This window comes from Mucilaginibacter sp. OK268, from assembly GCF_900103125.1.
Lineage (GTDB): Bacteria > Bacteroidota > Bacteroidia > Sphingobacteriales > Sphingobacteriaceae > Mucilaginibacter.
Window position 1 is genome coordinate 84334 of sequence record NZ_FNJV01000011.1, and the last position, 20309, is coordinate 104642.

General features: G+C 42.4%; 17 protein-coding genes. 7 read left to right on the top strand and 10 right to left on the bottom strand.

The window, feature by feature from the left end; translation table 11 throughout:
• Window positions 1-199: 199 nt before the first annotated feature.
• Both BLR84_RS25920 and BLR84_RS25925 read right to left on the bottom strand, forming a co-directional pair.
• Entirely contained in the window at window positions 200-913 is a 714-nt protein-coding gene (locus BLR84_RS25920) for an ATP-binding cassette domain-containing protein (protein ID WP_090473171.1), read from the bottom strand.
• Between the two features lie 100 nt (window positions 914-1013).
• Window positions 1014-1679 carry a ferredoxin reductase domain-containing protein gene (locus BLR84_RS25925; protein WP_090473172.1) on the bottom strand — a complete coding sequence of 222 codons (666 nt, stop codon included), beginning with the start codon at window positions 1677-1679 and terminating at the stop codon, window positions 1014-1016.
• Window positions 1680-2037: 358 nt separating this feature from the next.
• On the opposite strand from BLR84_RS25925, the gene BLR84_RS25930 reads away from it, so the two are divergent.
• Together BLR84_RS25930 and BLR84_RS25935 are read left to right on the top strand one after the other, a co-directional pair.
• The gene (locus BLR84_RS25930; protein WP_090473173.1) at window positions 2038-3519 is read left to right on the top strand and encodes a glycine--tRNA ligase; all 1482 of its coding nucleotides are present in this window, start codon (window positions 2038-2040) and stop codon (window positions 3517-3519) included.
• 377 nt (window positions 3520-3896) lie between these two features.
• Entirely contained in the window at window positions 3897-4478 is a 582-nt protein-coding gene (locus BLR84_RS25935) for a hypothetical protein (RefSeq protein WP_090473174.1), read from the top strand.
• Between the two features lie 275 nt (window positions 4479-4753).
• On the opposite strand, the gene BLR84_RS25940 is transcribed toward BLR84_RS25935, so the two are convergent.
• The 4 genes from BLR84_RS25940 to BLR84_RS25955 form a co-directional block, all read right to left on the bottom strand.
• Entirely contained in the window at window positions 4754-6091 is a 1338-nt protein-coding gene (locus BLR84_RS25940; RefSeq protein WP_090473175.1) for a M16 family metallopeptidase, read from the bottom strand.
• A gap of 14 nt (window positions 6092-6105) precedes the next feature.
• The gene (locus BLR84_RS25945; protein ID WP_090473176.1) at window positions 6106-7485 is read right to left on the bottom strand and encodes a M16 family metallopeptidase; all 1380 of its coding nucleotides are present in this window, start codon (window positions 7483-7485) and stop codon (window positions 6106-6108) included.
• 153 nt (window positions 7486-7638) lie between these two features.
• Window positions 7639-8334 carry a PAS domain-containing protein gene (locus BLR84_RS25950; RefSeq protein WP_090473177.1) on the bottom strand — a complete coding sequence of 232 codons (696 nt, stop codon included), beginning with the start codon at window positions 8332-8334 and terminating at the stop codon, window positions 7639-7641.
• A gap of 159 nt (window positions 8335-8493) precedes the next feature.
• Window positions 8494-10338, bottom strand: coding sequence for a UbiD family decarboxylase (locus BLR84_RS25955; RefSeq protein ID WP_090473178.1), 1845 nt, complete (start codon window positions 10336-10338; stop codon window positions 8494-8496).
• Window positions 10339-10546: 208 nt separating this feature from the next.
• On the opposite strand from BLR84_RS25955, the gene BLR84_RS25960 reads away from it, so the two are divergent.
• From BLR84_RS25960 to BLR84_RS25970, 3 genes are all read left to right on the top strand, one after another.
• The gene (locus tag BLR84_RS25960) at window positions 10547-11383 is read left to right on the top strand and encodes a sulfite exporter TauE/SafE family protein (RefSeq protein ID WP_090473179.1); all 837 of its coding nucleotides are present in this window, start codon (window positions 10547-10549) and stop codon (window positions 11381-11383) included.
• A 6-nt stretch (window positions 11384-11389) separates the two neighbouring features.
• Complete coding sequence (locus BLR84_RS25965) at window positions 11390-11791, top strand: DUF1634 domain-containing protein (RefSeq protein WP_255367048.1); 402 nt, start codon at window positions 11390-11392, stop codon at window positions 11789-11791.
• A gap of 71 nt (window positions 11792-11862) precedes the next feature.
• Window positions 11863-12078 carry a KTSC domain-containing protein gene (locus BLR84_RS25970; protein WP_090473180.1) on the top strand — a complete coding sequence of 72 codons (216 nt, stop codon included), beginning with the start codon at window positions 11863-11865 and terminating at the stop codon, window positions 12076-12078.
• A gap of 8 nt (window positions 12079-12086) precedes the next feature.
• Here BLR84_RS25970 and BLR84_RS25975 read toward each other — a convergent pair whose 3' ends face one another.
• Window positions 12087-14534, bottom strand: a complete 2448-nt coding sequence (locus tag BLR84_RS25975; protein WP_090473181.1) for an outer membrane beta-barrel family protein — start codon at window positions 14532-14534, stop codon at window positions 12087-12089.
• A gap of 269 nt (window positions 14535-14803) precedes the next feature.
• Here BLR84_RS25975 and BLR84_RS25980 point away from each other — a divergent pair, with 269 nt between their 5' ends.
• A complete protein-coding gene (locus tag BLR84_RS25980) occupies window positions 14804-16123 on the top strand; it encodes a serine aminopeptidase domain-containing protein (protein ID WP_090473182.1) in 1320 nt (439 codons plus the stop codon).
• A 317-nt stretch (window positions 16124-16440) separates the two neighbouring features.
• On the opposite strand, the gene BLR84_RS25985 is transcribed toward BLR84_RS25980, so the two are convergent.
• A complete protein-coding gene (locus tag BLR84_RS25985; protein WP_090473183.1) occupies window positions 16441-16794 on the bottom strand; it encodes a hypothetical protein in 354 nt (117 codons plus the stop codon).
• Between the two features lie 461 nt (window positions 16795-17255).
• Window positions 17256-17723, bottom strand: coding sequence for a DinB family protein (locus tag BLR84_RS25990; protein ID WP_090473184.1), 468 nt, complete (start codon window positions 17721-17723; stop codon window positions 17256-17258).
• 212 nt (window positions 17724-17935) lie between these two features.
• Between BLR84_RS25990 and BLR84_RS26000 the strand changes: the two genes are divergently transcribed.
• Entirely contained in the window at window positions 17936-19729 is a 1794-nt protein-coding gene (locus tag BLR84_RS26000) for a DUF885 domain-containing protein (RefSeq protein ID WP_255367049.1), read from the top strand.
• A gap of 289 nt (window positions 19730-20018) precedes the next feature.
• On the opposite strand, the gene BLR84_RS26005 is transcribed toward BLR84_RS26000, so the two are convergent.
• Window positions 20019-20276: a hypothetical protein gene (locus BLR84_RS26005; protein ID WP_090473187.1), complete on the bottom strand. Its 258-nt coding sequence runs from the start codon at window positions 20274-20276 to the stop codon at window positions 20019-20021.
• Between the last annotated feature and the right edge of the window lie 33 nt (window positions 20277-20309).

The window sequence follows — 20309 nt, forward strand, 5'->3', positions numbered from 1 at the left end:
TCGTGTTAAAATTTGTTAAAAAGTGTTAAAATCGATGGTTTTGGATCAAATTTCAAGCGTTTTTTGCCCGTTTTTGAGCAGAAAAGTGTTAAAATAAAAGCTTTAAAAAGTTTTTGCGGATGCAAGTGTTAAAAAATTACGGTGAGGGCAGTAAATTTATAAACACCTTATTTTTTCTTTGGCTTTCAACAAATAATAACTAATTGTTATTAGCGGTAAGTGATATAAAGATCTGCTCCAGTGTGCTATCATTATTTTTACTACGGAGGCCCTGCAAGGTGTCATTAGCCACAATTTTACCCTGGTTAATAATGATCACCTGGTTGCATACCGCCTCTACTTCCTGCATAATATGGGTGGAGAGGATGATGGTTTTGGTTTTCCCCAGCTCGAGTATCAATTGGCGGATCCCGATCAGTTGGTTAGGGTCGAGCCCGGAGGTAGGCTCGTCCAGTATCAGTACATCGGGGTTATGCAGTATAGCTTGCGCCAGCCCCACCCTTTGACGGTACCCTTTTGACAGCTGACCTATTTTCTTATGCTGCTCAGGTCCCAGGCCTGTTTGTTCGATAATAGTGGCTATGCGTTTTTCGGGCTCATGCAGTTGGTGGATACCGGCAATAAAACCCAGTGATTCTTTGACATACATATCCAGGTACAGCGGGTTACTTTCGGGCAGGTAGCCGATATGCTTGCGCACCTCCAGGGGTTGAGCTATTACATCAAACCCGCATACCGATGCCGTACCTGAAGTTTGCGGAATAAAGCAAGTGAGGATTTTCATGGTGGTGGATTTGCCAGCTCCATTCGGGCCCAAAAAACCCAGTACACCCGGCTCCGCAGTAAAGCTGATACTATCAACCGCTTTTTGCGTTCCGTAAACTTTTGACAACGACTCAACCCGGATACTCATGCGGTAAAAATAGATTTTAGATGTGAGATTTGAGACAGGAGATTCGAGATTTTGGTTTCTTGTCCTGATTCTTGTTTCTTGACTCTTGCTTCTGACCTATCTACTTCTCAAACACTACAGCATCGGCGTTAGCACCCAGTTTAGTTAGTATGCCGGTTATTTCCTGCACCATAGGGTCAGGGCCGCAAACATAAAAGTGTTTGGTAAAATCCTGCACTTCGGCTTTTAAAAAGGCCTCATCAATACGGCGTTGATCATGTGCGCTATCTTTTTGATTAGTTATTGTGAACAGGGCATTTTCGCCCAGTATGCTTTTTAGTTCATCGGCCAGGATAATATCCTGATCTGTTTTATTAGAGAAAAAAAGTTTATTATCACCTATGGCACCTTGTTGATGAAGCTGCCTCAATATGGCTATAAATGGCGTAATACCAGCGCCGCCGGCAATAAAATACCCCGGGCCTTTATATTCAATAGCACCCCAGGCCTCGCGCAATATCAGTTCATCACCCACTTCCAGCTCACCGAGGTGATTGGTAACGCCGGGATGATCGCTGTATATTTTGATGGTGAACTCCAGATAATGCTCATCGGTAAGACAGGTAAATGTGAACGGGTTTTTCTGATCCTCCCAGGCCGGTTGATTGATGGATAGTTCGGTTGCCTGCCCGGGTGTAAACGTAAAACCTTCGGGCTTTTCTACAATAAACTGTTTAACGTTGTGGGTAACGTTATGGATATCCAATATTCTCACAATTTGTTCCATAGCTGCGGTAAATTAACTGGTTTTAGTATAATGAAATTAAAGGTGCTTTGGTTTTAGTTGAAGCAATTTAAACCTTGATTTTTATATGCTTAAGCATTTTACCTTTCGCTTTTAAATAGGTGGCTCCTACGGAGCCAACACTCTTTCTATATTTTATCTACAAACATGTTACTCCTCCGGAGTTTAAGGAATAGCACAAACACAACTCCGGAGGAGTAACATGTTTATAGGCAGAAAAAATTATTTCAAAGGCTCCGGCAGGTGCCTCCTATCCACCACTTGATTTATAAGCGATTTCCCCGAAGCTTTTTACCTTTCGCTTTCAGCTTTCTGCCTAAATTGTATCTTTGCAGCTATTATGAGCAAATCAACCGACGAACTTTTTAAAAATGTTATATCGCACGCCAAAGAATATGGCTTTGTTTTTCCTTCAAGTGAGATTTATGATGGCCTGAGCGCTGTTTACGATTACGGGCAGTTTGGCGCCGAATTGAAGAACAACATCAAAACCTACTGGTGGAAAGCTATGGTGCAGATGCATGATAACATTGTGGGTATTGATTCGGCCATATTTATGCACCCTAAAATATGGAAAGCCAGCGGGCACGTTGATGGTTTCAGCGACCCGATGATCGACAATAAAGATTCAAAAAAACGCTACCGTGCAGATCAGCTGCTGGAAGATAAAATAGACCGTTACGATAAGGATGGCAAAACCGACAAAGCTGAACAATTACAGCATGATATGGATGAGGCTCTTAAAAATGAAGACCTGCCACGCCTGAAAGAGCTGATCATTGAGCACGAAATTGCCTGCCCTGTAAGTGGTACCCGCAACTGGACCGATGTTCGTCAGTTTAACCTGATGTTCAGTACCCAGATGGGTGCCGTTGCTGATGATGCCGATGTGGTTTATCTGCGTCCGGAAACCGCTCAGGGTATATTTGTAAACTACCTGAACGTACAAAAATCAGGCAGAATGAAGATCCCTTTTGGTATAGCTCAAATTGGTAAAGCTTTCCGTAACGAGGTGATCGCCCGTCAGTTCATTATCCGTATGCGCGAGTTTGAGCAAATGGAAATGCAATACTTTGTACGTCCTGGTACTCAAAAAGAATGGTTTAACCAGTGGAAAGAAGCCCGTCTGAAATGGCACCTTGCCCTGGGTACCGATGCCGCTAAATACCGTTACCATGAACATACCAAATTAGCGCACTACGCCGATGCGGCTTATGATATTGAGTTTGAATTCCCATTTGGCTTTAAAGAAGTGGAAGGAATCCATAGCCGTACCAACTTTGACCTGAGCCAACATGAAAAGTTCTCCGGTAAAAAGATGCAGTATTTTGATCCTGAGCTTGATCCGGAGACCGGTAAACCGTATGGTAACTATGTGCCTTATGTAATTGAAACCTCTATTGGTTTAGACAGGATGTTCTTGCTTACAATGATCAACGCTTACGAAGAAGAAGATCTGAGCACCGAAGAAAAACAGGATAGCCGTACCGTACTGCACCTGCACCCTTGCCTTGCCCCGGTTAAAGCCGCCATTTTCCCACTGACCAAGAAAGATGGTCTGCCGGAAAAAGCCCGCGAGATCATGGATAAACTAAAGATCGACTTCAACATACAATACGAGGAAAAAGACGCCATTGGCAAACGTTATCGTCGCCAGGACGCTATTGGTACTCCTTTCTGTATTACGGTTGACCATCAAACCCTGGAAGACAACACCGTTACCATCCGCCACCGCGACAGTATGGAACAAGAACGCGTACCTGCTGACCAGCTCGATAAGATCATCGGCGATCGGGTTAGCTGGAGAAACTTATTAAAATAAGATAATTTATTTTATCAAAATACGCAACAAAGGCCGCCCTCTAAGCGGCCTTTGTTGGTTTTAATAAAGCGCTGTTATGTATTACAAACCAGCCCCGATCCTTCATTCTTCCATAGAGTTAGTTACGATAATCATACTCCTTGTTTATTTAATAATTCTATACCTATTAATATACATCCCGATGCTTATTAATATACATATTAAATTAAAGACATTTCAGTATTAAAGACCTAAGATCACCGTATAACCGCTTTATTATCAATATATTTCAATTTTACATAGGGTATTTTCACGTTTCAATATTTCCAATGGCACAGCTATTGTTAATAATTTCTTATTAAAATAAACCTGAAGTTAAAAATTTAAAAAAACACACTATGAAAAAGTTTACATTTTTAGCCATATTGGCATTTATCGGATTCGCCTTCACAGCAAGCGCGCAAATACAGAAAGGCAACGTTTTAATGGGTGGCGATATTGGCAACCTATCATTAGGTTTAAACAGTCCCAGCACTTTCACAGCAGACATTACCCCCAAAGCTGCCTGGTTTATTAAGGACAATGTGGCATTGGGTGCTTACGGTCGTTTTGGCATCTCAACAGAAAAAGGAACGGGTAGCGATGTCCGTTATGGCATAGGTGCACTGGGCCGTTATTATACCGGTTCGGATGTTGAGGTGTTAAAACATGGTCGTATTTTCGGTGAGGCCAATGTTGGTCTCGGTGGTCAGAACCTGCGCGGTCCCGGTGGATCAACAAATGGTTTAGAATTGGGCTTTGGCCCGGGTTTCGCCTACTTTATTACACCAAGCATTGGCTTAGAAACTTTATTAAAATATAATGGTGTTGTTGGTTTCGGAAGTTCTGCTTATCAACATAGCTTAACCTTAAATTTTGGTTTCCAGATCTATTTGCCAGGTCAAAGTACCCTGAACAAAGTAAAAAGAGACGTGAAATAAGCTTCAAACATCTTTAGAAGCTGTTTAAAACCGAAGATTATTCATTACCGTTGACTAAAGTCAACGGTAAAAGAAAGTATTAAGGCGGTCTTCAGCCCAATTATCTAAGCGGTATTTTGGCTAAAGCCCCTTGTTTTTCAGCCATTATTCCGTTGACTAAAGTCAACGGCAATGATTTTTACATCATACATAAATAACCTAAATCAAATTTAGACAGCTTCTTATAAAAAAAGCCAGGCGGATATGCCTGGCTTTTTTTATTTTGTGTATATCGGTTAGTGACTTACCGGATTATCACCTTTATTTAAGGTACCATTGATATATAATACCTGGTTCACTTTTTTAGGATCGCCCTGGTAAACCCAAACAATGTTATTGATGTATTTGCGGAAAGCATCGCTTACCTCTTCTGGGGTTAATTTTTTAACATCATCAACCAGGGTTAACGAGCGTTTCCAGTTGTTGAACAGTACTTCGTTAGAAGCCATAGAAAACGCCTGCGCGCTGTTGGTTTCGTTTTTATAATAAAAACCGGTTAAATAGGTTACTTTCATGTTAGCAACTTCTTCTGGTTTAAAACCTTCTGTTTTTATTTTATCAACCAGTTTATCAAACACGGCTATGTATTTATCAGGCTGAGTTGTTGATACGGAGAACCTGGCGGTAGATGTTTGCCCAACGCTAAACCAGGCCTGTGGCGCGTATGATAAACCATTGTTGGTACGCACATCTAAAAAATGACGATTAGCAAATATCCTCATGGCCACATTAAACGCATCAAAATCAGGAGTACCGGGCTGCGGACCGCTGGTAATACCTTCTACATAGTTGGTTGCCAGATCGCGTGATTCAGCGTTAAATGAGTTTTTGTAAACACGGAAGAATGATTTTTTGAATTCAAACGGAGTGCCTTGTTTTATACCGTTAAGCATGGCCTTCACTTTTGATTCAATAACGGCCTTATCCAGGTCGGCTACAACCACAATAACCAGGCGCGACCGGGTCAGTATCGACTGATAATAAGTCTTGGTTTCTTCGGGAGTTAATTTAGATACGATATCTACTGTACCATTAGGATCTTTGGCATAATCACGATTAGCAAATGCCGTTTTATTGGCTAATTTATCGATCGCGTTATCAGGCTGCGAGTCGGCCTGTTTAATGTTGTTGATCGCATCCTGTTTGATGCGCGCAAACTCTTTGGCATCAAAACGAGGTTGTGTTAACGCTTCAACATACAAAGGCCAAACTATATCAAAATCAGTCTTGATGCAGTTCATCCGCATGATTGAGTAGTTTTTGTTACTACTACCATCAACCGTAGCGCTCACTTTATCCAACTGATCTTTAAAAGCATTTTTATCGTGCTTTACGGTTCCGCATTCTGTAAGCGCAGACATGGCCATGGCTTCAATACCCATCTTATCGGCTTTGTAATTCTGTACGCCACCTTTTATAATCGTTTGTATCTCTACAATATCGTTACCGCTTGGCTGCACAATCACCTTTACACCATCAACCGTGGTTTCGTAAGCTTTATTTTGTGCCTGTACTGTTTTTATATTTCCTATCGCCGCTGCAATCAGCAGGGTGAACACATATTTCTTCATCATGATAAGATTTAATTTTACTTAGCTACAAAAAATGAAGCTACATTTTGTTGTTTACTTAACTCTGGTGCTATGATAATACCGGCTGCGTATGGCTTACCCGATATATAGGTGCTCACATATTTTTGTATATCGGCACGGCTCACTTTCTGGTAATTGTTGTCCAGATCGGTATAATAAGCAAGCGAGGTGCTACACCACTGGTAACTTAGCTGACTCGGCAGCGTAGATGGTTTTTCCTTCCGGTGAACGCTGTTTCTCAATAAAATGGCTTTGGCATCATTTAACTGCTCGTCGGTAAAATAATCTGATTTTACCCACTGGTTAACCTGGTTAAGCAGTTCATCATAGCACTCTTTTAATTTACCAGGATTGGGCACCACAAAAATATCAATAGGGCCCACAAAGCGGCTGGTAGTATAACCCAAAGAAGCTGAACTGGCCAGCCCTTTATCGATCAGCGATTGTTGAAATTTGGATGAGTTTAAACCAACAATTGTCGAAAACACATCGGCAGCAACTGTTGAAGCAGAATCGGTTAAGTAAGCCGGCCCCTGCCATGAAAGTTGCATATAAGGTGTTTGCGCGATAGTACTTTCTTTAATAAAATACTCGCTTTTGGTTAATGGTTTAAATGGAGGGATAGGATATTTTTCATGCGGATTAAAGCCACTGCTGGCCCAATCGCCAAATATACTTTCGGCCAGGGCAAACGCGGCGTCATGTTTTACATCGCCACAAATGGTCACCAGGCTGTTATTGGGGAAGTAATATTTGTCTTTGATCACCATCATCTTCTCTGGCGTGGCAGTATTGATCACTTCGTGGATACCGATAGGATTTTTACGGGTGATCAGATCGCCCCAAAGCTTTTGCTGAATACCAAACCAAAGCTGGAAACCCGGATCGCTCTCGGCCCGCTGAAATTCGCCGTCAACAACAGGACGTTCTTTTTTCATATCCTCTTCGCGGTATATCGGGAAACGAATAGCTGCATTCATGAATTTCAAACCGGCTTTAAGGCTATCGCGGTCAAATGTAAAGAAGTAATTAACCCGTTCCACATCCGTAGTACCATTCCAGATGGCGCCCAGTTCCTGCGTACGTTTTAAGAAAGCTTCCTGATTTGGATAATCCTTGTTGGCCTTAAAAAACATGTGCTCAAAAAGGTGCGATAAACCGCTAAATTCGGGCCCTTCGGTGTAAGCTCCGTTTTTTACAGCAATTTCAATGGTGGCCAGTGGCACCTTGCTGTTTTCAATAACTACTACTTCCAATCCGTTTGGAAGCTTTTTCCAGAAATAACCTTCCGGTAATCGGGGTTGCGCAATCGCGCAGCAAACGCTAAAAACCCCAGCAACAATTAGTGCTAAAATTTTGGTAAAGTTTCGGGTCATATACTATAAATATTTTATGCTCTATAAATATATTAGTATATTCTATAAAAAGTAAGGGTTTCTAATATTTAACCCATCATTTTAACTAAGCCCTTAATCTTAAGGTGATTTTCGCACATCTATTTCGCAGTTCATCTGCTTTCCGGGAGAATATTAAATACCCGACTTGATACTATTGTATGGCAAACCCAGATCGTCTATGGAATATTGGGTGAGTACGCTGTCTTTTAAAGTACAATAATCGCCACGGTGGGTTACGATGAGCTTTTCGACACCATCCTTATTTTCGCGCATAGGTACCGTTGCTGATACCACCTTCCCGGTATGATCAAATTCAATAATGTACACTTCTTTTTTGGGATCATTCACCTCGGTAAAAGGGACTATGAGTGTTTGATTATTATCGTCGATAAACTTTCCCAGGATATTTTTACCCTGGATCTCTTTGGGGTCAAGCTCCAGTAAATGTTTGGCTTCCTGGGCGGATAAACCTTTGATATTTAAGCGAATCACGGTACCATCCGGATCTTTCAGGGTATCCTGCATGGTGGTTACAGAAGCGCCGGGGTATTTGGCGATAGCATAAAAATTATCGGGGCCAGTATTTTTATCATTATGCCCGGGCAGTATATAGCAAAGCTGCAAATTGTTTAATGCCGAACTATCCGCTTTAATTTTAGCAGCAATATTGAGCAGATCGGCCTGGCTTAAACGCCCTCCAATATTAACAGTAAGTTTACTGGCCGTATCGCTTTTAACTACTCTGAATATAGTAAAATGTGGTACATCTCTTTTTTTACAGCCAAAAGCAGCCAAAACGATTATTAAGCAAAGCAGGGTATTTTTCATATGGGGCAAAGTTAACCGTTGATTTTTGGGATTTCGTTGATCGCGTTGATTTTTTTCTGAACCATGATTTGAGGGATTAAAGAATTTCATGATTATCAACTGCTGATTTTTTTTCTTTAGTACTTGCTCTTTGCTCCAAAAATCCTTGCTCCAAAAATCCTAAATAATACCATAAAGCGCTCCGCCTTTTTCGCCCATTTTATCGACGAGCTTTTCAATTTCGGGGTCTTTCTCGAGCACAGGGGCATGATGCGGCTTGATACGGGCATCTATGATCAGCGGACCTGTACAGCCCCAGTGTTTATGTTCGGTGAAACTACCAACGCCATAAATATCATGCGAAGGGTTACTGCGGGTAAAAGTTACCCATACAAAATTGTTTATATTTTCGGCAGCAAAAGCGGCATCATCACAAAGCACGATCAGCGGTAGGCCATCCAGCTCTTCTTCTTCCTCTTTTAACCTGTATTCGATGATACTTACTATGTTATCAATATCTTGATGATTTACATGTTTGGGTACTTCGACCATCAATACACCAGGCATGGCCATTTTATATTTGTTGATGGGCCTTGGCAGATCAAACCATGAGGGCAGCTCAGTCCACAGATTACGTTTGATATCCCCAGCTACGGTGATAGCTACTTTACTGCCCGAGTTTAGTCCGCTTCCACTATAATCCAGGGTATCGATGGTGGTATGGGTATAAAAATGCAGATCGCGGCTCAGATCGATCCGTTGCAGTATATGATTTAAAAACGCCTCGATATTATTTACATCCAATGCGGGATCATCTTCTTTAGCGGCTATCAGCAGGTATTTGGCTAAACTCAGTTGGCTTTTGCCCAGTATATGATTGGCTATGGTTAATATCTCCTGTGGTTTACGCTCTTTGATATACGGCGTATAACGCTCACTACCAATAGCAAACAACAGCGGGTGCACACCGGCAGCATCAACGGCATTAACGGCGTGCAGACCGGGTATTTCTTTTGGTATAGCTGCACCGCTGATCTCGTGTATCAGCGCCCCAAAACTGGTATCTTCCTGTGGAGGGCGACCTACCACCGTAAACGACCATACCGCGTCCTTACGATGGTATACGTTGTGAACTTTAAGTAATGGAAATGGATGTACCAGGCTGTAATAGCCCAGGTGATCCCCAAAAGGCCCCTCAGGCTTATTATCATGAGGCATTACTGTTCCAGTGACCACAAAATCAGCATCCGACGAAATACAGAAGCCTTCATCGTCATAAAAATAACGGAACCGGCGATTGCCCAAAGCTCCGGCGAAGGTCATTTCTGATAATCCCTCTGGCAGCGGCATCACCGCGGCTACCGGGTGCGACGGCGGGCCACCTATAAATATACTTACCTTTAAAGGCTGTCCTTTGGCGTTTGCTTTGGTTTGATGCACACCTATGCCCCGATGGATCTGGTAATGCAAACCGATCTCCTTGTTCAGGATATAATCGTTACCGGCCAACTGTATGCGATACATACCCAAGTTGGCATTCATGATCCCTGGTTTGTCCGGGTCTTCGGTATATACCTGCGGCATGGTTACAAAGGGGCCGCCGTCCATAGGCCAGTTCACTATCTGCGGTATGTCGCTTATTTTACAGCGACCGAAATTAACAGGTGCCCCGGCGCGTTTTTTCATGGGCAGGGCCGATAAAGCGGTGAGGGCTACATTAGTATATTGAAAAGGATGTTTAATAGCTTTTAAAGGGTCGTTCTTGAGCTCAACCAGGGTTTTGATCTTATCAAGCGTATCCTTGAATATAAATTTAGAGCGCTCCAGGGTACCAAATAAGTTTGACACTGCCGGGAACTTACTGCCTTTTACCTTTTCAAACAAGATAGCCGGCCCCTGATTTTCGAATACGCGTAAATGAATAGCCGCCATCTGCAAATACGGATCAACCTCCTCTTTAATGCGCACCAGGTGACCATTTTTCTCCAGATCGGCAATACAGGCCTGTAAACTTTTGTAACCCATGCCACGAAAGTAGTAAATTTAGTGATTGTGACATTTGCACTTCAGTCATTTTTACTTTCAGGACATGTATTTAATGGTCAGGACATTAAGTGGTTAGTTATTTTATCTGTAGATCATATAGACATTTTTAATACCTGATGTCTTTATGATTCAATGACTTAAATGACCAAATTTTACTACTTTCGCAGTTCAATTTTGGCTGCAAATGATGTCGGTAATTGTATTAACGCTTATCCTTTTTATCGGCTCGTACTTTGCGGGTTTATTGGGCTCACTAACCGGTTTAGGTGGCGGGTTTGTTATTATTCCGCTGCTTACCCTGGTGCTGCATGTTGATATCCATTACGCTATCGGGGCTTCGCTGGTATCGGTGATCGCCACTTCATCAGGTTCGGCCGCGGCTTATGTAAAAGAGGGTATCACCAACATCAGGCTGGGCATGTTCCTGGAAATAGCCACTACAGCCGGCGCTATGGTTGGCGCGTTAATAGCGGTTTATATCCCTACAAATTTCATCGCTATCCTGTTCGGTATTATCCTCATCACATCGGCTATCATGTCCTTACGCAAAAAAGCCGAATTGATAAACCAGGAAAAAAGCCCATTGGCAGAAAAATTAAAGCTGAACAGCAGCTTCCCAACACCTAACGGCCCGGTGAACTACAGTGTAAAAAATGTGGGCGGCGGCTTTTTTATGATGGGTTTTGCCGGGATAATATCTGGTTTACTGGGTATAGGTTCCGGTGCATTAAAAGTATTGGCTATGGATACTATTATGCGGATACCCTTTAAAGTATCAACCACTACCAGTAATTTTATGATAGGCGTTACAGCCGCCGCAAGTGCCGTTGTTTACCTGCAACGAGGATACATTGATCCGGGTTTGTCCATGCCTGTGGCGATTGGTGTGTTGCTGGGTGCTTTAAGCGGATCAAAAATATTGGTACATGCCAACTCATCGGGCTGGTTACGCTGGGTGTTCGCGGTGGTAGTAAGCTTTTTGGCAGTACAAATGATCTATAACGGGTTCATCGGGAAAATATAAAACTAAATGAACAAGCAACCAATGAGTCAAAAAACATTTAGAGATACCGACATGCAGGCCGTTATCGGCTGGATATTACGACTTGGCGTGCTGCTCTCGATGAGTATTATTTTCATTGGCGGCATCATATATCTTTACAGACACGGCCAGGTTATTGCTGATTACCATACGTTTAAAGGCGTTCCTGATTTTGTGCATAACACCAGGGGCATACTCAATGGCATCATTACTTTCAGGGGCAGGGCCATTATACAAGCAGGTATTATTTTGCTCATTGCTACCCCCATTATAAGGGTAATATTTTCGGCCATCGGTTTTATACTCGAAAAGGATTACCTGTACATTGCTATTACCTTGCTGGTTTTACTCATTATTACGGCTAGTATGCTTAGTGGTCATGCCGGTTAAATCCCTAAGCAATAATTAATTATAAATTAATTATTTAAAACTTTTTCCCGTCAACATATATTACAACATATATGCAGCGGCATGTAGTTGAATCATCAGCATTAAATAGCCTTGGCTACGATCCCTCAGCCAAAATTTTAGAAGTTGAGTTCAGGGATAGCGGCGATGTATGGCAGTATTTTGGATTTTCGGTGACCGCTTATCAAAAATTCATCAATTCTGACTCCCTGGGCAATTACTTTGCCACTAAAATCAAAGGTAAATATCCCGAACTTCGCCTCAGATAATAAATTATTTAGTTACCTGTGCGCCGTTGTTCATCATCGCTACCGGTATTATGCTTACTGGCAGATTTAACAGAGGTTTTACCAAAACGGTAGGTAAAGTTGACCATAACCCTGCGGGTTTCCCTTTTATTTAAACCTGTAAGATCTACATTTTGATACAGTATATGATAACGGTCACGGTCGCTATTAAAAATATCAATAACGCTCAGTTTTAAATTACCGCGTTTGTTAAACATCTGCTTGCCTATGCCCGCATTTACGGTGTAGCTTTGTTTAAGCTCATTTACACCATACAATGTTGGCGATTCATATTTCCCGGATAATTCGGCGCTTACCGTGTTGCTTAACGTAAAATTCTGCGTGGTATTAAAAATAATATCCTGCATGCCCCGGTTAAAATTACCATATATGGCATAAGCGGTATAACGCTGATAGGAAGCATCCAGGTTAAAGCTGGCATTCCACCAGTTATTAAATTGAACCGGGGCATAAAATGTGGCTCCGTAAACGAATATCCGCCCAAAATTCCTCCGTATTGTTATATTAACCTTTGATGAGTCATTTTGCTCATATACTGGAAAATCATACGCATCATTGGTCACATTATAATACAAAGTGGTTATAAATTTGTCGTTATAGGTATGTGATAGTTGTATGGAATTAGTATATTCCGGTTTTAAGTTAGGGTTCCCTGCAACATAATCGTATAGATCGGTATAAGATAAAAACGGATTGATAGCCTGATAATCGGGCCGTTGAATACCGCGATTATAGCTCAGGTTCAGCACATTTTTCTTATCCACCTCATAATTGAATTGTACCTGCGGAAAGAGGTTGAAATAATTATTCTCATTACTTACCCGGTTAGCTTGGTCAATCCCTAATGAATTACCCTTAGTGTTTGTTTTTTCGGCCCGCAGCCCGGCGGTGATGTTCAATTGGCCTATCTTGTTTACATAATTTAAATAAGCCGCGCTTACAATTTCGGTATATATAAAACGATTGGTATACTTAGGATCGGGCTGATAGGTGTTATTTACCAAAGGGCCAAATACCAGATTATTATCACTTTGAACATGATTATATTTCACACCGGCTTCCAGTCTGGAGGTTTTTGAAAAGGGGTTCACATAATCTATCTTCGATGTCCATATGCGGATATCTGATGGAGAGAGATTTTCCAACTGTAGTGAATCACGGTATTTTGCGCCTGCCGGTGTATAAAAATTATTGGTTATATACTCATTCGAGTGGCGGTGATACGTTGAATAATTCACATCAGCCGATAGATTTTTGCCGCTTTTATCCAGCGTACCGTTATAGTTGATATTGTAATTAAAGAAACTGCTCCCCCTGTCAAGCTTTGATTTGGCAATGATCACCGAATCGAGCTGCTTTTGATTGGATATTTTTAAATCATTATTCTTCAAAAAATTATCCTCCCGCACAATACCACTCACCAGCACACCAATGGTTTGTTTGGGCGATATCGAATAATCAGCCCCGAGTTTAAAATTGTGATTATAGGTTTTTTGAATATTATTATAATCAACGTTATAATTACTTAAAACATCTTTATAAATAATATTCCTGTTAGTGTTGATGTACCTATTGGTCTTATTATCATCAAATGTATAATTACCAAAAATATTAAGCTTAGCCGTACGGTTGTTAAAGGTGATGCCCGCCCTGCTTTTGTAATATTTACCATAGCCGCCACCCAAAGTAATAGTACCATTGGTACCAATATTAGTTCCTTTTTTTGAAATAATATTGATGATCCCCCCTCCCGATGCGTCATATTTTGCCGATGCGCTGGTGATCATTTCTATCTGGTCAATAGTACTGCTTTGCATGCTGCGTAACAGGTTCACCAGGTCATCGCCGGTTAAGTTGGTCGGTTTGCCATCAATGGTGATCAGGGCAGGTTGCCTCCCACTGATCATCAGGGTTTCATTGGCGCTGTTTACATGTACACCAGGTGATTGTCGGAGGATATCATAAGCGGAGTTCCCTTCGGCGGTTAAGCTATTCTGTATATTAAGTACTATCTTCCCGGGCTTTACCTCAATATATGGCCGCTTAGCAACCACCTTAACCTCCTGCAGCTGGTTGCTCATGCGCTTCAGCACTATATTTTCGGCTAGTATAGTTTGCCCTTCTAAAACTTTGTATGGATTTGAATAAACTTTGTTACAGCCTATGCTGGTGGCTAAAAGGAGGTATGCACCCGGAGCGATATTGGCGAACTCAAAGTTCCCAGCCGCACTTGCCAGACCCGACCGTACTACCGATGAGTCGGCAGCTTTCAATAAAACAACCGTAGCAGCCTCGGCAGCCTCCTTGTTTTCCATCAGAACTTTACCCTGTATTGCGGAAGGTTTTGTTTGCGCGAAAGAAAAAAAACACATCCCGACCAAAAACGCCGAGAATAAGCCCCCAAATAAAACCTTCATTAATAAGTAGTGTAGAAATTTCCTATAATCCCGATCTGCTATTGTACCGCAATATAGTAACAATATATTAAACCGTATAAATCAGATATTGGTAATTCTACGATACTTAAATAATAAATGTTGCCGGTATTTTAATTTTTATAATTTAGTGACAACCTGCAAACGTTATCTTTTTTTAAGTGAACATCTGTACCCAATAAGCTAAAAACAATCAATTTTTATTTAATTTCGGCCCAACAGACCACCATACTGTTTTGATTACCATAAACATGAAGAAAGTAAGCTTTTTTATCCTGACCATTTGTTGTTTTACAACCAGCATTATAGCAGCGGCACAACCGGCACCGGCTAATTATGCAGTTGCCTTAAGCAAGTTTAAACGACTATACAATGCCGGTCAGCCTGATAGCATATTTAATATGTTTAGCTCCGAAATGAAAGCTGCCTTACCTGCCGACCAGTTCAAGACTACTACTGTACAGTTAAGATCACAGCTCGGCGACCTTACCGATGCTGATTTTGTAAAGTATGAAGCGCCGTTGGCCTACTATAAAGCTACATTCCAAAAAGGCACCTTTTTGTTGAACCTGTCGGTTAACTCACAAACCCAGTTTACTGGTTTGCTTTTAAAACCTTATCAGGCCCCTGCAACTGAGGCTACTAAGGTTACGAGTGCTTCAACTTTACCTACCGACCCTTCTGTTACCGAATCGCCGATTACCTTAAAAACCTTTTCGGGATCAATTTCGGGCACTTTAGCTATGCCTAAAAACGCTACCGATAAAATACCGGTTGTGCTTATTATAGCCGGCTCGGGCCCAACAGACCGCGACGGCAATAGTCCTAAACTTGGTTTAAACGGCAATACCTATAAAATGATTGCCAACGAATTGGGCAAAAACGGTTTTGCCTCCCTGCGTTATGATAAGCGCCTGGTTGGCCAAAGCGTAAGTTCGACCAAAGAGAACGAACTGCGCTTTGAGGATTATGTTGACGATGCCGTAGGACTCATTAACATGTTGAATGATGACCAGCGTTTTTCAAAGATCCTTATCCTGGGTCACAGCGAAGGATCATTGGTGGGCATGATGGCCGCTAATGGTCAGCCTATCAAGGCGTTCATTTCCGTAGCCGGAGCAGGCGACTCGGCCGATAAAATCATGACCGAACAGATGAAATCAAAGGGCGCCTTGATATCCGATGGTTTTAACCGCATGCTGGATAGTTTGAAGAAAGGCAAAACCACCGATAATATCGACCCTTCCCTTTACCCGTACGCCAGGCCAAGCATACAAAAATACCTGATGTCGTGGTTCAGGTATAACCCTATCCGCGAGATCAAAAGGATAAAAATACCTATCCTGATCGTTCAGGGCACAACTGATTTGCAGGTAACTGTAGCCGATGCCGAAAAACTAAAGAAAGCCAAATCAGACGCGGTACTGGACATTATCCCGGGGATGAACCACATCCTGAAAGATGCCCCTGCCGATAAGGATAAAAATATAGCCACCTACAACGAACCCGAACTACCGCTAAAACCCGAATTTGTAAAAGCCCTGATCAGCTTTTTAAATAAGCAGAAGTAAAATGCTAAATGAGGCCTCACGAAAACTTTTTAAACCTTAAATTTTAACACTTTTCTGCTCAAAAACGGGCCAAAAACGCTTGAAATTTGATCCAAAACCATCGATTTTAACACTTTTTAACAAATTTTAATACGGTTTTGATGTGTTTTAAAAACTTTAAAAACTATTAAATAACTGGTATTCAAATAACTACATACAAAACAGTCGTTTTTTGCCCCTGTTTTGTCCTTAATCAAACAGCCCGGTCCTCTGATAAAAGAGAACCGGGCTGTCGATTTATATAAATATACGAAAAATATTTCAGACCCGGAATCTGGTTATTTTTCTAACCGTAAAATCCTACCGTTATAGTTTAGCTCCGTTTCGGATACAATTTTTAACTTGTATTTTTCCAGCGTGCTATTATCAGTGATTTTTAACGTTGAACCGCTAATATCATATGTTGCCGGATAAATGGCATCTCCGCCCAGGGAAATTCCACCGGTTCCGTTGGGTGTTAATGTTACCACCATAGTGTTACTAAACCTGGGGTCTGTAGGTGGTGGCACATTGATCTCCCTAAACGTTTTATTTTCCTTCACAATGATGGCATCTTTTTTACACCCGGTCAGCACAGCACAGGTTAGTAAAAAGAAAAGCAAAAGTGTCTGTTTTGATAAATTTAAGTTCATAAGGCATGGTTAATGATTAAGATTATACTAGCCAATACGATGCTTTGATCTGATACGCTACAAAAACTTTAATGTTCGATATTAAATCAACTTCAGTCTCCTTTCAGAATAATACCCCTCGGGTAGAATTTCCAAAAAGGGGGTGTCCTGCTGAGCTCCGTCGAAGCATGGTGGGCAGGCCTCTGCGCTCGCCCCTTCGACGGAGCTCAGGGTGACACCCCTCAACCCCGTTAGCTTACTTAAAGCTATTCGGCAGATGAACTTCCCTCCCGACGGGAGGGGCGCAAGGACTGTGTGAAGGGAGGGGTTTATCCGGTGAGCCTCATGAATAAACCCCTTCCTCCCCCTCCCGTTGGGAGGGAATCGCACATTCCCTCACTTTAAAAGTTTTCCCCTTCATCATTCGATATTCAACATTCCATGTTCAATATTAAAATTCCCCCTTCAGGGGGCAAGGGGGCTCACCACGCGCCCATCAGCCTTCTGATCACAATAATTTCGGCCACATGATAAGCGTTATGATCAGCAACCTGCAAAGCCTCGCGCAGGATGGTTTGCCCATCGCCATGCGGTATTTTACTATACAGATTGCTGGTTTTTATTAAGCCGGCCAGTTCATCACGGTCAAGTTCTATTTGGTTTACCGATTTGTTCCAGGCCTCATCACTTTCAGGAGCGGTTTCTTTGGGCCAGTAATCATCGGGCCAATTCGGCGACTCGTGACTGCCATCCTTACTAAACTCCAGCATATCCCACTGGGCAATACGGATATGCTCAACCAATTGCCAAATACTGTAAGGCAACTTATCGGGCTTCGCTCCGCGCAAATCGGTAGGTAAGCCTTTCAGCGCACGTTTCAAATCAGCATGAGCATTGCCCCCATTCAGCAGATGCAGCAGTTCATCAATCAATATCTGGTGTTCTTTCATCCTAATTAGTTTTTTTAGAGCAAAGATTTTTGGAACAAGGAGCAAGGATTTCTTAATCCTGTAGTCTTTGTTCTTTGCTCCTTCAGTCCTTGTTCCAAAAGTCTTTGCTCCAAATATCTTTGTTCCAAGAAAAGTAACAAATTAATCTATGGTTTGATTTATATGCCTTAAATGTTTTAAGTTTATCGTGCATTATTAAATCTTTTTGTCCCGTGATCATAAAAAATATATTCGTAAGGTTGGCTTTGGCTGTTATTATTTTCCTAATTGCTTTTACCGGCTGTAAAAAAGACATGGGCGGTGGCGGCAGCGGCGCGCTATTGGGTAAGGACGACGCGGCTTTTGTCACTTATGAAAACTCCTTCCTGGAGCATTTATGGAAACTGAATCCCGACTGGGCTACTTCGGTAGGCTATCATAAATATGATAGCCTATTGTACATCCCCAGCGAACAAAGCCGGAGCAAAATGCTGGAGTTTGTCAAATTCCAGATCGACTCCTTAAGTCGTTTTGAGGTGAATACGCTTAACGAAAGCAACCGGGTTGATTATAAAATAATGCAAAACCAGCTGGATTATACCCAATGGCAAATTGAACGCCTCAAATCATACGAGTGGGATCCATCGTCATATAACGTTATCAGTACCTTCGCCTATATGCTCAATGAGCATTATGCCCCCCTCACTAAGCGCATGCGCAACTTTTATCAGCGCCTGGCTGGTGTACCCGCTTATTACAAAGAGGCGCAGAAACAAATTAAAAACCCGGTTACCGAACTTACTTCGCTAGCCATTGAACAAAACCTGGGCGGACTGGATGTGATCGATAAGGATTTTGCCGACTCGCTCAAAAAAACCGATATACCCAAGGCCGAAAAGAAACTGATGACCGATCGTGCCGCGCTTGCGGTGCAGGCCATCAAAGGCTATACCGATTGGCTCAAGGCTTTAAAAAACGATCATCCACGTAGCTTTCGCCTGGGGAAAGATCTGTATGAAGATAAATTTAAGTACGAAAACGTGGCTGCCAGCAACGGGCAGCAAACCTATAATGCGGCCATGCAGCGTAAAAAATATCTGCACGGCCAGATGGCCAAAATAAGCCGCGATCTGTGGCCAAAATATTTTGGCAGCAAAGCTATGCCCGGTGATACGTTAACGCTCATCAGGGCCATGATTGATACGCTTTCGTCTAAACACGTGAAGCCTGATGATTTTCAGTCGGCCATTGTGCAGTTGATCCCCAAGCTAAAAGATTTTGTAAAAACCAAAGATCTGGTTACGCTTGATCCTACCAAACCGCTCATCATCCGTAAAGAACCCGGTTATATGGCCGGGGTGGCTGGTGCGTCCATGAGCGGCCCCGGTCCGTATGATAAAAACGGTAACTCCTATTACAACGTAGGCAGTTTGGCTGGCTGGAGCCCGGAGAAAGCAGAAAGCTACCTGCGCGAGTACAACCAGTACATCATCCAGATACTGAGCATCCACGAGGCTGTACCGGGGCATTATGTACAGGGTGTTTATGCCAACAAGGCACCAAGCATCATCAAATCGGTATTTGGTAATGGCGCCATGAACGAGGGTTGGGCGGTATACTCCGAAGAAATGATGCTGGACAACGGCTATGGCAACAACGAGCCCGAAATGAGACTGATGTGGTATAAATGGCACCTGCGCTCGGTTTGTAACACCATACTGGATTACAGCGTGCACAGCGGCGACATGACCAAAGAACAGGCGATCAAATTACTGACTGCCGAAGCTTTTCAGCAACAGGCCGAAGCCGAAGGTAAATGGAAAAGAGTTAGCGTGAGCAGTGTGCAGCTCACCAGCTACTATACTGGTTACAAAGAGATCATTGACCTGCGCGATGCCTACAAGACAAAAATGGGCGACAAATATAAACTGAAGGATTTTAACGAAAAATTCCTGAGCTATGGCAGCGCCCCGGTTAAATTTATCAAAGAGGCCATGCTGGCCAAACCAGCGGCGAGTAAGAATTGATGCTTATTACCTCCCCCGTCATTGCGAGGAGGAACGACGTGGCAATCCCCGATATGCAGAGTCGCCCTGTAAATAGGGGATTATTAATATTATGTCTTGTTTTTATTTGATATTAATGAACTCCCTCTGGTCGTTGTCCACGCTATCGCTCGCAATGACGCGTGGTGTATTTCGGGTGGTGTGTTTATAATAGGCTCCTAAAAAAAGAGATAGCCCATGAATAATAAAAACTCATGGACTATGAACCATAAGCCATCACCCATGAACTATCAAATTCTTGTATGCCTTACTATGCGTAATGATTTTCGTAATGATGTATTATCTGATGCTTCAGCTGGGCTAATACGTTATCTTCCAGCTTGCCCTGGCAGCAAACCACGCTATGTTTGCTATTATCCAGATCAACTTCTGCAATAACTTTACCCTGATCAACCACGCGGAATCGTCCTGCTTCATTTGGTAAAACGGCTACAATGCGTTCATCATCCTTAAAATTGATCAACACATGAAACTGGTGCTGCGGTATAAATGCTATTTGCTGTAACATAAAAACCCCCTTTCCGTTGTTAAAAATATACTA

Bases quoted from the DNA above. Each gene is read 5' to 3' on its own strand.
- BLR84_RS25935 (WP_090473174.1), top strand. From the start codon at position 3,897: ATGAAAAAGTTTACATTTTTAGCCATATTGGCATTTATCGGATTCGCC.
- BLR84_RS25965 (WP_255367048.1), top strand. From the start codon at position 11,390: ATGAACAAGCAACCAATGAGTCAAAAAACATTTAGAGATACCGACATG.
- BLR84_RS25980 (WP_090473182.1), top strand. From the start codon at position 14,804: ATGAAGAAAGTAAGCTTTTTTATCCTGACCATTTGTTGTTTTACAACC.
- BLR84_RS25960 (WP_090473179.1), top strand. From the start codon at position 10,547: ATGTCGGTAATTGTATTAACGCTTATCCTTTTTATCGGCTCGTACTTT.
- BLR84_RS25990 (WP_090473184.1), bottom strand. From the start codon at position 17,723: ATGAAAGAACACCAGATATTGATTGATGAACTGCTGCATCTGCTGAAT.
- BLR84_RS25920 (WP_090473171.1), bottom strand. From the start codon at position 913: ATGAGTATCCGGGTTGAGTCGTTGTCAAAAGTTTACGGAACGCAAAAA.
- BLR84_RS25985 (WP_090473183.1), bottom strand. From the start codon at position 16,794: ATGAACTTAAATTTATCAAAACAGACACTTTTGCTTTTCTTTTTACTA.
- BLR84_RS25940 (WP_090473175.1), bottom strand. From the start codon at position 6,091: ATGATGAAGAAATATGTGTTCACCCTGCTGATTGCAGCGGCGATAGGA.
- BLR84_RS25950 (WP_090473177.1), bottom strand. From the start codon at position 8,334: ATGAAAAATACCCTGCTTTGCTTAATAATCGTTTTGGCTGCTTTTGGC.
- BLR84_RS26005 (WP_090473187.1), bottom strand. From the start codon at position 20,276: ATGTTACAGCAAATAGCATTTATACCGCAGCACCAGTTTCATGTGTTG.
- BLR84_RS25955 (WP_090473178.1), bottom strand. From the start codon at position 10,338: ATGGGTTACAAAAGTTTACAGGCCTGTATTGCCGATCTGGAGAAAAAT.
- BLR84_RS25930 (WP_090473173.1), top strand. From the start codon at position 2,038: ATGAGCAAATCAACCGACGAACTTTTTAAAAATGTTATATCGCACGCC.
- BLR84_RS25925 (WP_090473172.1), bottom strand. From the start codon at position 1,679: ATGGAACAAATTGTGAGAATATTGGATATCCATAACGTTACCCACAAC.
- BLR84_RS25975 (WP_090473181.1), bottom strand. From the start codon at position 14,534: ATGAAGGTTTTATTTGGGGGCTTATTCTCGGCGTTTTTGGTCGGGATG.
- BLR84_RS25970 (WP_090473180.1), top strand. From the start codon at position 11,863: ATGCAGCGGCATGTAGTTGAATCATCAGCATTAAATAGCCTTGGCTAC.
- BLR84_RS25945 (WP_090473176.1), bottom strand. From the start codon at position 7,485: ATGACCCGAAACTTTACCAAAATTTTAGCACTAATTGTTGCTGGGGTT.